Raw genomic sequence first — 12,986 nt, 5'->3', positions numbered from 1 at the left:
TGTTATGAAGTTCGCAAGATTCTTTAAGTTTGCTGCTGCCGCAGCTTTGTTCACCAGCATTGCTGTTAGCGATACTACTTCTTTTACCATTCATGTGATTGGCGACTCCACCGTTTGCGATTACAAGGAAAGTGCTTACCCTCAAACTGGTTGGGGCCAGGTGATTGCACCTTTCTTTGATCAGTCTCGAGTGAAGGTGATTAACTACGCCATTGGTGGCCGTAGCTCCAAATCCTTTGTGAATGATGGTCGTTTGGATGCAGTTCTGAATGCTACCCAGCCTGGGGATTACATCTTTGTTCAGTTGGGAACCAATGACCGAGACTATTCCAAGGCTGATCGCTATGTTCCTATTGATTCGAGTGCCTACTGGTTTCAACAGTACGTAGATGGTGCCAAGAGAAAGGGCGCCCACATCGTGCTCATGAGCCCCTTGATGATGAATACTTACCCGCGTAATGTGTTTGATAATAACCTTACGGATGCCTCCCACAAGGGCAAGGAATATCCTGTGAAGGATGTGATTGCCGATGTGGCAAAAAAGAATGGTGTTCCGTTTATTGATTTGACCACCAAGACCTATAACTTGTATAAGCAGGTCAGCTCTGCCTATATTTCCCGCTATATCTTCAAGATGTTCTTGCCGGGTGAATATCCCAACTATGCAGGTGGTGTAACAAACGACGGTACAACCCATTTCCAGGAATCTGGTTCTGTGGTTCATGCCCAGATGATTACGGAGGGACTTCGTGAAAATCTGAATAATTCCAGCGTGAATTCTTCTGAAAAGGCTGCCTTGACCACATTGGTTGGCGCTATTGCTCCCACGTATAAACTGACGGTAAAGGCCAATGTTGCTGGAAGTGGCCTTATTACTCACAATCAAAATTTGCCGGGTGGCGCTGCATTGAATCTTCATGTTTCTCCGGGTAGTTTTGGTAAGCGTTTCCAGTACTGGGCTGATGATGACTGCAAAAAAGTCACTGCGGATTCCAACTACTATAAAGTGAAAATGCCTTACCGCGACATCACTTACACGGCGATTTTTGAAGGTGGTGCCCAGTGTGTTGCTACTTCTCATGGAAATGAACAGACTCCGGAGCCTACATCTAGTTCCAGTTCTAGTGCCACCGCTAACGTTTCCTCCAGCAGTGTGGAAATAAAATTTGAAATCCTTAAGGGAACCACCGCATGGCCTAGCATTAGCGATTTGTCTTATCCCAATGAAACAGATGTGGGCTGGACCGAAGCGAACCATGTGGGCTTTACGGGCAAGGGATTCTTTAACTTTGACAATGCTGTAGGTCGCTATGCCACTTACAAGATGACCTCTTATCAGTCCGCTTCTAATGCTAGAATGTTTATCCGTTACTGCAACGGTAAGACCACCACAAGCAAGATGAATGTTCAGGTAGATGCCATGACTTACGAAGTGGAATTCCCGCCTAGCGCTTCCTGGGATTCCTGGGATACAGTTTACGTGGACAACGTTTGGCTGGATGCTTGTGATTTCGATCTGAAGTTTACTGCACTTACCTCTGATGGCGGCCCCAATGTGGATATGGTTGGCTTTGACATCAAAAACGTGTACCGCATTGGCGCAGAACCTGCTGAAGCTCCTGCATCTTCTAGTTCTTCTGCGGACCCCTCTTCTTCCAGTTCCTCTGAGGATAAGGAACCGGATGGCTTTAAGTCGAAGACTTTGACTCGTCCGGAACAGCTTCAGGGTGGTAGAACGGTGAACCTGCTTGGACGTTCTGTTTCTGGCAAGAAGCTTGCTCCGGGTAAGTACTTCAAGACGAAATAGTTGCCGTAGACGAAACGATTTCGTTGTTCAAAAAAATTATAGCTGATAAAGGCTGGTAAAGTGGATTTACCAGCCTTTTCTATTTGCTTTTATACTAAATTAAGTGGTGGAGGTTTGTATGAAGATTTTTTCTTATATCACATTGGCTTTGTCCTTGGTTTCTTTTGTAAGTGCTGCAACAGTGATACCTGCAAAACCGAAACTTGTGGATGGATGCTATCAAATCGGTACGGCCCAGGAACTGTATGGCTTTGCAGCCATTGTAAACGGATCTAACGGGATGACGCAAGATCCCGCTGCCTGCGGTAAGCTTACTGCAAATATCGTCGTAAATAAGAATGTTTTGAAAGGCGGAGCCCTCAGCGGGGATAGTAACAGCTTTTCTGTTTGGACTCCTATTGAAAACTTCCGAGGCGTTTTTGACGGCCAGTACCATACTATTTCTGGTTTGTATTTCAACAATCCTGATTACACCGAAAAAGATGTTGGGGCTGCTTTGTTTGCCTCCACAAAGACTGCTGCAAGGGATACAATCGTTATCAAGAATTTTGGCTTGGAGGACTCCTATTTCGAAGGCCCAAATTCTGCAGGATTCGTGGCTGAATTGGATACAGGTGTGTTGTATATGGAAAACGTTTACAACGTATCGAAGTCAAAATCGGGTTTTATTGGAGATTTAGGTTCTACGGGTGTTCGTAGGTTGATTATCACAAATGCTTTTGATTTGGAACCGAATGTACATTCAAAACCGATTCGAAAATTGTATGGATATACTGGTAGATATGAGATTGCCACCAATGTCTATTATATAGGCTCTTATCGAAAGTCAAAAGGAGTTTATCTTACAGATGTTGTGTATGAGGATTTTGAAAATGGCCTAATCGCTTCTCTATTGCGTAGCGATGCTCATGGAGCAGCCTGGGGACAGGTGGTGGGTTCTGATCCTTATCCTGTGTTCAAGAGTGAAATGAGTGGTTATGATGGGGATTTGAAATTCTCCAAGATTACTTGGAATGCTTACACGGAACATGAACCGTATCCAGATAGGTATCTGGAAGAACGTGGTATGGTTCTCCCTGAACCGACCCGTGAAGGCTATGTGTTTATTGGCTGGTATGAAGAAGAGGACTTGTCCCTTGCTCCTATAAAAGAGATTGAAAAGGATATGACTGGGGATTTGAACCTTTATGCCCGTTGGGGTAAGGTTCCTGCATTAGTCGACGGTTGCTACGAAATTGGAAATGTGGATGAACTATTTGGCTTTGCGAAAGCGGTTAGTCGTAAGAGTGTGGGGGAGGAGTCCTTCTGCGGAAAGTTGACGGCGAATATTGATTTGAAAGCCCCTTATGCAAATGATGAAAAAAAGTGGACCTACTGGATTCCTATTCAGAACTATAATGGCACATTTGATGGCAATGGATTTTCTATTAACGGTTTGAAAATTTATCGCTATGCCAAGCATGCTGGCGATACTGTAAATGTGGGCTTGTTTGGAAAAGTCTATTCTGGTTTACATGGGGAACGTTCTGTCATCAAGAATCTAGGCTTAACAGGTGTATATCTGGAAGCCCGTTACTGCGTTGGTGCCCTTGTTGGCGGAGGCTATGACTTGGATATCATCAACAGCTATGCAGAAGGTGTTTCTCAAGGAGACTTGAAAACCGGTGGTTTTGTGGGATGTGCCAAGAACGTTTCTGTCAAGGAGTCCTATTTCAAGGGGGCTGTAGGTTATGGTTGTGACTGTAGTTTGAATTCCAAGGGAGGCCTTATAGGGGCAGGCGATGGAAAAATTGAAATTATAAATTCCTACTTTGCAGGTACTTCTGTCTATCGTCCCTCGGGAGAGCGAAATTTTGGTGGCTTGGTGGGAACAAGTTCGGATTCTTTGATCATCATCAATTCCTTCGCTAGGGAAATGTACGAAACCAAGGCTTTGGAAGGAGGGTTGCTTGGTAGTCATTATTCCTCTTCGAATCGTATTGTAATTGAAAATTCCTTCTATCAAACAAAGTCAACTTCGGATACAATCGCATACGGCGCTACCTCTGCTGAATTTAAGAACGGTACCGTTGCTACCAAGTTGCGTAATTACAACAAGGATGGGGTGGATGGCTCCGTATGGGGACAGCTGGTTGGAGAGGATGAATATCCTAAGTTAATCGGGAAGATTACGGTCAATAAGGAAAATTCCATTGTGCCGAAAAATCCGAAACTGTCGGATAAGGGCTGCTACCAGATTGGAACCGCAGAGGAACTGTATGGCTTTGCCCTTCTTGCAGAAGCGTCTCGCTTTGATCTGCTCCCGATTTGTGGTGAATTGACCGCAGACATCGTGGTGAATAAGAATGTGGTTGTCCAGGATAGCCTGCTGAATGGGGATGGCAGTAACTTTATTACCTGGCTTCCAATCAGGAATTTTAACGGCACGTTGGATGGAAAGGGCCATGTTATTTCTGGCCTGTATTACAATGATGCCATGGATACAAATGCGGTTGCCTTTATCGGTAACGCCCTTAGCGTGGATGAATTGTATCCTTCCAAAATAGAGAATCTTGGAATTGTGGATTCCTACTTTAGAGGGAGTCGCACGGCAGCCGGCCTTGTGGGGAAGGTGGATGAGGGTAGTAAGAAATTCTTTATCCGCAATAGTTATAACATGGCTACGGTTCGAGGCTTTGAAGTGGGTGGGCTTATTGGCCGTTCCAGGGCGGATTTTGTTGAAATTTCTCAATGCTACAATGGTGGAGCACTTCTCGGAAGCGCGTCGGCCGGTCTTTTGTATTATGCAGATGGAGTTGCTTCCATTGATAACTCCTTTAATGTGGGTTTTGTAAACGGCGGTTTTGGGTTAGTCCGTAGTGTATCGGATTCCCTGTCTGTCAGAAATTCCTATAGTGTGGATTTGGTTAATCCCAATCCTACTCATGGAATGGCTTGGGTTGGTGCAAGCTGGATTTCTGGCAAATACTCCTTTGAGAATGTGTTCGGTGTTGCGATGGATCCTTCTAATACGACTGTACTCGGTTCCGATAGCAGCACCACTTGGGTGACGCTGGAACAGTTTAAGAATGGCTCAGTAGCTACCGCATTACATAACTATCATGGCGATGGTTTGGACGGTTCCGTCTGGGGCCAGAACGTGGGTGTGGATTCTCACCCGGTGTTCTCGGGCAAAATTCAAAACTTGAGTAAGGATGTTATAAAGTCCAGTGTCAAGTTTGTGACCTTTGACGGTGATACTCGAGAATACTATAGCGAGTATGTGGAAGGGGTGGCAATGGCCTTGCCATTTACTGCAAGAGAAAATCATGTATTTGATGGTTGGTACGATAATCCTACCTACGCCGGTTATCCAGTCACAGAAATTCCTGAGGACGCTACAGGAGCAAAGACTTATTACGCCAAGTGGATGCATTATCCGGATATTGTAGAGAACTGCTATGAAATCGGGGATGATGGAGAACTTTTCCTGTTTGCAGAAACTCTGAATAAGATTTACGACGATAGTAAAAATGAGGGTCGCGTCCTTTGTGCAAAGCTGACTGCAGATATTGTGGTCAATAGGAATGTTCTTGTGGACGGTACTCTAAATGTCGCTGATTCTTCCAAGTTCAAGAGATGGATTCCCATTACTCGCTTTAGTGGTCTCTTTGATGGTCAGGGACATTCCATTTCAGGTTTGTTCTTTAGTTCTTCTGCAAATTATGTTGGCTTTATAAAAGAAGTTTTCGGAAGAACCATTATCCGCGATTTGGATATTAAGGATTCCTATTTCAAGGGTTACGAAGGGGTAAGTTCCCTGGTCTCTGTTATGGATGGTTCTTCCAATCTCCTGCTGGAAAATGTGCATAGCGAAAGTTATGTGTATGCCCAGTACCGGTATGGAGGCGGTCTGGTTGCCTATGCTGATGATGACGACACTCTAACTGTAATAAATTGCGGTAAGTCCGATTCTACAAAGATGGGTAATCTGGGTGGTGGTCTATTAGGTGTATTCCACGGGACAGATGTGGTTATCGCAAACTCCTATAATAAGGGCGATGTCTATGGAAGAAGCGATGTGGGCGGTCTACTTGGAAAGTTGAGTAGCGGAGGTTCTCTTAGCATTTACTATTCCTATAACGAAGGAAGTGTGGATGGATCTGCTGCTATTGGTGGCCTTTTTGGGGAAACCACTCGCGATCTTCGTCTATGGAATTCCTATAACGTGGGTACGGTGACAGGCTTGAAAGTTGTGGGCGGTCTCTTTGGGTATTTTGCTGGCAGTGATTTCTCAGTGGTGAATACCTACAGCATGGCTACTGTGGTTGGCGATTCTGCAGTGGGAGACCTGATTGGCGGTACTTATAAATCAATGCCCGTAGAATTTGTCAATAGCTACTATGCCTATAACTCCTTGCCTGATGTTGGCGACACCAAGGCGACCTTGGCAGAATTCGTCGATGGCACGGTAGCGAAGAAGTTGCATGACTACAAGGATGAAAATCTGGATGGAACAGCCTGGGTGCAGTTGCCCAATGTGGATCATCCTGTCCTTGATGGGGAAGTGGTGGAATCCTTCGTTCGCAAACTTCCACGACTGCAGTTGAACAAGGACGATCTCGGACCGGAAAGTTCCAGTAGCACAATCTCCAGTTCTAGCAGTTCTGTGCAGAGTTCTTCCAGCATTGATGTTTCCAGCAGTTCTGAAAATGTTTCAAGCAGCTCTGTTGCTTCGTCTTCTTCTGTGGATACAGAATCCTCCAGTTCTGAAGCGGAATCCAGCAGTAGCGAGAATCCTCTTGTTGCTCTCGGAATGACAGCTGCCCAATTCCGGGTTTACGGGATTTCTCGCGGCATTCAGGTGACGAATGTTCGCGTGGGGAGCGCTTACGCTGTATTTGATATGCAAGGACGTACTTTGCAAAATGGCATCGCAGGAACAACGGATTTCGTCCTGAAAATCCAGTCTCCGGGGCTCTATTTAGTAAAAAATGAGGGCTTGACGAAGCGCGTACTTGTTAAGTAGACTCCTATAGCCAATTGTAGACTTTTAAAAGAAGAAAAGTGTGGACTTTTGTCCACACTTTTTTTATATTGATATTGTATAGTCCTAAACCGAAAATATCTGCAATATTTTATTTCTTTTTATGATTAACTTATTTGAATATTTGAACTACCGCGATTTTTTGAAGGACGCATACGAAGAACGTCATGCTGGTGACTGGCGCTTTAGCCACCGCTATATTGCTGAAAAGGCTGGCTTCGATGCATCCATGTTCAATAAAATCTTGCAAGGTAAGCGTAACCTGACGTCTCGTCTGGTTTCTGTTTTTGCTGATATTTTCTGTAAGGATGAGCGCGAAAAGAAATACTTTGCCGACATGGTTGCTTTTAACCAGGCAAAGAATCATTCCGAAAGTCGTCAGTTCCTTGAAAAGCTTGTGGCTACCAAGGAATGCAAGGTTGAAGATGTGGCCAAAGACCAGTTTGAATATTTTGACAATTGGTACCATGCTGTCATTCGCGAACTGGTGACTTTTTATCCTTATGTGGGTGACGGTGCGGCTCTTGGTTTGATGGTCCGTCCGCCTATTACCGCAAGCCAGGTCAAGTCTTCCATTGCGCTTCTTGAACGCCTCTCCATGATTCGCAAGAATCCCGAAACTGGTTTTTACGAACAGACCCAGGGCTTGATTTCCAGCGGCAGCGAATCCTACAGCACTGCAGTTAATTCCTACATCCAGCAGAATTTGACTGTGGCTCAAGACGCCATGGACCGATTCAGTCGCGAAGAGCGTAACTTGTCTACGCTTGCCTTTGGCTGCGACGAAGATACTTACAAGGAATTGGTGGAAATGGTCCGCCGCTTCCGTCGTGAAATTTTGGCTAAGGTGGGGCAGTGCCAGAAACCCAATCGCGTTTTCCAGCTGGGAATGCAGTTGTTCCCGCTGTCCGACCCGTATCCGCCTCCGCAGCGCCGCGGTCGTAAACGTCGCATTCGTGGTGCGGAAATTGCTGAGGGCGATGGCGTGAATGCTTCTGATGAAATAGAACAGGAAGGAGGCGCCGATGCTTAATAAACTGTTTAAGCTGTCTGCAATTTCGTCTGGTCTAATGCTTGCATTTGGCCTTTCTGCTTGTACGGATTCGAAAACCGCAGCAGGCGGTACCGAGGCTGAATCTACCATTGCGCTGCAGGTTCGTTTGGCTGATGGAACTCCTGCGGCAAAGGCTCGCGTGCGTCTTCTTTCCGAAGATTACTTGTCTGATGGAACCACCGATGTGGAATGGACTTTGTCTGATGACAAGGGTCGAGTAGAATTTGAAGATGTGACTTTGGGCTCCTACGTTGTTGAAGCTCGCCATATCCAGAAAGACGAGGCTGTTGGTGCAGTTTCATATGTGTCTGTAAATTCCTCCGGTACAGTTTCTGATTCTATGAAGCTGGGTGAACTTGCGACCATCGAGGGTTACGTTACCCCCGGTCAGGGACCTTCCGTTATCCGTATTGCAGGTCTTGATCGTTTCGTTGTGCCCGATAGCGCAGGCCACTTTGTAGTGGATTCGCTCCCTGTCGGTAATTTCGGCCTGCGCATCGAAAGCCTTTCTAACCGTGGCATGATCAGTGTATCTGCAGATGCGGGTACCAAGGTGCCTGCAGTGAGCCTAGGTGCTCCTCGTGGTTTTGCTGTAGAGGATTTCGAAAGCTTCAGCGGAATTTCTGCCTCCGGTAAGATTCTTGGTGATGGCTGGTGGTATGCTCTGGATGCCGATGGCAAGAACATTATGCCTCTCTGGAACAAGGAACTTGCCAGCAGTTATTCCGGTAGCGAAGGTTGCGCTTCTGGTGGCTGCGCCCGCATGACTGATCGTCTGGGATTCCTGCTGGGCCTTTATGATTCTGCCTATGCATTGCCCAAGTTGGATACCTTGATGTTCTCCGCTCGCGGAACCGGCAAGCTTCGCGTTTCCCTGGCCTATGGCGACGTCAATAGCGATTCTGAAAGCGGCTGGTCCACTGAAGTTCAGCTGAGCAAAGTCTGGAAACCCTACGCCATTGCTGTTGCCGATATGAAGGCTTTCGGCAAGGCCGATCCAAAGAATTTCAAGTTGAGCCGAATCGACTTTAAGGTGGGTGAGGGTGATACCTTGTTCCTGGATGATGTTTTCCTGGGCGGCGTCAACGAAGAATCTTTGAAGGAAGTTGCTTCTGACAATTCCATTTACACAACCTATCCGAAGGACTGGTCAGAACACGACGCTTTGGTTGCTGCTGCCGATGGTTATGCCAAGGGCGTTACCGGCGGTGAAGGCGGCGAAATCTGTGTGGTTACAACTACCGATGACTACATCATTGTAGAAGATACCGCCAATGTGGATTCCTTGGGTAATGCCACGACAAAGGCTGTTCTTGCTTCCGGATCTCTTCGCGAATGTGCCACCAAGGATACTGCCGTTTGGATCCTCTTTGAAAAGAGTGGCGTGTACCATTTGGGAAGCCCCCTTCGCATCAAGTCCAACAAGACTTTCGATGGCCGTGGTCGCGATATTCGAATTACGGGAACTGGTATTTTAACGGAGATGACCTCCAATCTGATTTTTGAAAACATTACATTCTCTACGCCTTCTATTTACGAAAAAGATTCCACAACCCGCAGAGCGCTTTCCATTCATAACGTGTCTAATAAAGTTTGGATTGACCACTGCACCTTTGATGAATACCCTGTGGTTCAGCTGGATGTAAAGCGTGGATCCCACGATGTTACTATTTCCTGGTCTCGTTTCGAAAACGCCAATACAGGTATCCTCTTTGGCTTGGAACCTGAATTGTATAAGGAAGGTGACCAGACATTGACTTTGCATCACAACTATTTTGCCAATATGAGTGTTTCTGGCGTATTTGCTCGAGGTGGTATGCTCCATGCCTATAATAACTTCTTTATGGATGTTGCACACTATGGTGTGGAATGTACCGATTCTGCCCGCTGCTACATTGAGAAGAATGTTTTCAACGAGGATAACGCAGTTTCCCTCTATCGCCTTTGGGATGGCGATACGCCTATTGATTCTACCATTGGCTTTGTGAAGATGGTGGATAACTGGTATGCTGGCGGTGGCAAGGATGCTGCTGGTGAAGCTAGGGGTTACAAGCCTGAATATGAATACAATGCGGATGCTGCTGATGCGGCCCTTGCATGGAAAATCAAACAGCAGGCGGGCCCCCGTTAAAACGAATCTTAAACAGAATGTCCCCGACGTTGTCGGGGATTTTTGTATTATTGGAGTATGAAGAAAAAACTCCCTGCTTTTTTGTTGATGCTGGCCGTACCCCTGTCCATTGTCGCCTATGTAAAAGCGGCAGCAGCTAGTGGATCCGAGTTGCTTGGCGTGGTGGCTGCCATGGGCCTTTACATTTTGGTGTTTTTCTTACTGGCCATGTTTTTCAATTCTCGTAGTACTGATGGTGAAGATGGTCCTGCAGTTAGTGCCTTTGATGAGTTGGAAGAAACTCGAAAACTGGCAGCCCAGCTTGGAAAAGTCGCTGACGAAGCTGAAGAACAGAAGAAGAAAGAAGCCGCCCAAAAGAAATAAGGAATGTTGGCATGCTCTTTGCATGCCTTTCTTTTTAACATAAATGGTTTGGCGCGTTTCAGGAAATAGCGCGTTCCACGAAAATAAAAAGAGTGAAATTATGAGTAAAGAATTAAAATCTGCATTGACCCTTGTGAAGAAAGTCCTCAAGGAAGTCCGTATTTATAATCAGGCTTCTACCGTTTTAGGATTTGACCAGCAGACCATTTGCCCGTCTGCAGGTATGGAAGAAGAAGGCGACGTGGCTGCCTTCTTGAGTAACAAGGCCTTTGCTTTGCAGAAAGATCAGTCTTATATTGATGCTTGCCAGTATATTTACGACCATCGAGATAGGTTGACTGCAGACGTTTGCGGCGATGAAACTGCCGCGGAATTTGACCGAGCCCTTGCGGAAAGTCTTCAGCGTGATTTTGCACGTGAAAAGAATATTTCTGCAGAAATGCAGTTGGAACATTCTCAGATTTACAATCGCGCCTTTGTGAACTGGATTAACGCTAAGAAGGCCAAGGACTTTAGCTTGTTTGAAAAGTCCCTAGGGGAGGTGCGTGCCGCTCAGTTGCAGGCTGAGTCCTTGCATGAAAATCGTGAAGCAACTCCTTACGACACCATCTTTGGCGGTTACGAACGTGGCTTGACTTGTGCAGATCTTGATATGGCTTTCAATCGCAGCAAGGAGCGCCTGGTGCCGCTGCTTAAGCGCATTATGGCTAGCAAGAAAAAGATCCGTACCGATTTCCTCAGCCGCCCTGTTGCCGATGAGGCCCAGAAGGAAATGGCCAAGTATTTGCTTGACGTGATGGGCTTTGATTTTAATCGCGGAGCCTTCTCCACGGCGGAACATCCCTTTACCACGGAACCGGGCAAGAATGACGTTCGCGTAACGACCCATTACTATCCTACGGCTTTTTATTCCAGCATGTTCAGCATCATTCATGAAGGTGGTCACGCCTTGTTTGAACAGAACCAGCCGGCAGAAAACTTCAGCCACTTCATTGAATACAACAAGACCATGGGCATGCACGAGTCCACTAGCCGTTTCTATGAAAACCGCATTGGCCGCAGCAAGGAATTCATCCACCTGATTTTCCCCAAGTGCAAGGAACTGTTCCCCAACGTGTTCTGCGATGTGACGGAACAGGAATTCTACGAGGCCATGAATACGGTAACGCCCAGCCTTATCCGTACAGAGGCCGACGAATTCACCTATACCTTCCATGTAATCATCCGTTACGAAATCGAGAAGATGATTGTGAACGGCGCAGAAAATGGCGAACCGGTGAACATTGCGGACCTGCCGAAAATCTGGAACGCAAAGTACAAGGAATATCTGGGTATTGAACCTTCCAATGATGCAGAAGGCGTGCTCCAGGATGTCCATTGGACCAGCGGATTCGGCTATTTCCCCACCTATGCCCTGGGCAACATGTACAACGCCATGTATTATAACAAGATGAATTCCGAATTCGACTTGTCCGTCGCGGTGCTCAAAGGAGACTTCGCCAAGATCAATGGCTGGATGAAGGAAAACGTCTGGGCTCGTGCTGACCGAGAAGCACCCAAGGGTTGGATCCGCCAGATTACCGGCCGTGAATTCACTCCTGACGATTTCCTGGATTATCTGGAAGCTAAGTATTCTGAAATCTACGAGCTGTAAGGTTTGCTATGAACGTGATTATCTATGGCTCTCTTCATGGCAGTGCCAAGAAATATGCCGAAGAACTTGGAAAGCGTTTGAATATTGAAGTGGTCAATTACAAAGATGTAGAAGATATCAATGCTTACGAGACTATTGTGTATATTGGAGCCCTTTATGCAGGGGGTGTCCTTGGTATGAAGAAAACCTTTGCAAAACTTGGTTCCCCCGAAGGCCATCGACTCCTTATTGCTACGGTTGGCCTTGCTGATCCCACTGATGCTGAGAATATTCAAAATATTGAGCAGGGCATGGCACGCCAATTGTCCAAGGACGTGTTTGTGGCCGCCTCTTTGTTTCATTTGCGGGGCGCCATTGACTATTCGAAATTGGGTCTGAAGCATAAGGTCATGATGGGGCTGTTGGTGAGAAAGGCTCTGAATTTGCCCGAAGAAAAGAAAAACGCCGAGGTGAGGGCCATGATTGAAACTTATGGACAAGTGGTTGATTTCGTGGAATTTGATACCCTCGCAAAAATTATGGATGCAGTTTAATGGGAACTTTTGAATAGTTTTTTTTGTAACTCGTTGAATATCAATGAGTTATAAAATGAATTGGCGAAAATGGGCTAAATTCGCCAAAAATCTTTAAAAAACGGCCTTAAAATGCTATCTTTACGCCTGTAAACTTCAAGGAGCTAATAATGCTTAAATCTACTCTGCAGCAGACCGATAAGGCTATCTTCGACATCATCCAGGAAGAAGCCGAACGTCAGGAATATGGCATCGAACTGATCGCCTCCGAAAACTACACCTCCAAGGCCGTCATGGAAGCTATGGGCTCCGTGCTGACCAACAAGTACAGCGAAGGCTACGTTGGCAAGCGCTACTACGGTGGTAACGAAGTGATCGACAAGATGGAAGCTCTCGCCATCGAACGCTGCAAGCAGCTCTTTGGTTGCGACCACGCAAA

8 protein-coding genes are annotated in these 12,986 nt (G+C 46.3%); all 8 read left to right on the top strand.

What is annotated here, in order from left to right:
* The first annotated feature begins 4 nt into the window (after positions 1 to 4).
* Positions 5 to 1,807, top strand: a complete 1,803-nt coding sequence (locus tag MJZ25_10695) for a GDSL-type esterase/lipase family protein (GenBank protein ID MCQ2124641.1) — start codon at positions 5 to 7, stop codon at positions 1,805 to 1,807.
* A gap of 118 nt (positions 1,808 to 1,925) precedes the next feature.
* On the top strand, positions 1,926 to 6,815 hold the full coding sequence (locus MJZ25_10690) for an InlB B-repeat-containing protein (GenBank protein ID MCQ2124640.1): 4,890 nt from the start codon (positions 1,926 to 1,928) through the stop codon (positions 6,813 to 6,815).
* Positions 6,816 to 6,936: 121 nt separating this feature from the next.
* Positions 6,937 to 7,866: a TIGR02147 family protein gene (locus tag MJZ25_10685; protein ID MCQ2124639.1), complete on the top strand. Its 930-nt coding sequence runs from the start codon at positions 6,937 to 6,939 to the stop codon at positions 7,864 to 7,866.
* Positions 7,859 to 10,018, top strand: a complete 2,160-nt coding sequence (locus tag MJZ25_10680; protein ID MCQ2124638.1) for a right-handed parallel beta-helix repeat-containing protein — start codon at positions 7,859 to 7,861, stop codon at positions 10,016 to 10,018. The genes MJZ25_10685 and MJZ25_10680 overlap by 8 nt, the downstream gene beginning before the upstream one ends.
* Before the next feature lie 57 nt (positions 10,019 to 10,075).
* Positions 10,076 to 10,381, top strand: a complete 306-nt coding sequence (locus MJZ25_10675) for a hypothetical protein (GenBank protein ID MCQ2124637.1) — start codon at positions 10,076 to 10,078, stop codon at positions 10,379 to 10,381.
* Positions 10,382 to 10,481: 100 nt separating this feature from the next.
* Positions 10,482 to 12,035, top strand: coding sequence for a carboxypeptidase M32 (locus MJZ25_10670; GenBank protein ID MCQ2124636.1), 1,554 nt, complete (start codon positions 10,482 to 10,484; stop codon positions 12,033 to 12,035).
* An 8-nt stretch (positions 12,036 to 12,043) separates the two neighbouring features.
* Positions 12,044 to 12,568, top strand: coding sequence for a flavodoxin domain-containing protein (locus MJZ25_10665; protein MCQ2124635.1), 525 nt, complete (start codon positions 12,044 to 12,046; stop codon positions 12,566 to 12,568).
* A 149-nt stretch (positions 12,569 to 12,717) separates the two neighbouring features.
* Positions 12,718 to 12,986: serine hydroxymethyltransferase (locus MJZ25_10660; GenBank protein ID MCQ2124634.1), on the top strand; the 269-nt coding region annotated here is incomplete at its 3' end.

The sequence above is a fragment of the Fibrobacter sp. genome (assembly GCA_024399065.1).
Lineage (GTDB): Bacteria > Fibrobacterota > Fibrobacteria > Fibrobacterales > Fibrobacteraceae > Fibrobacter.
Note: the sequence above shows the minus strand (reverse complement) of the source record. Positions and strands in the feature narration are given on the sequence as shown.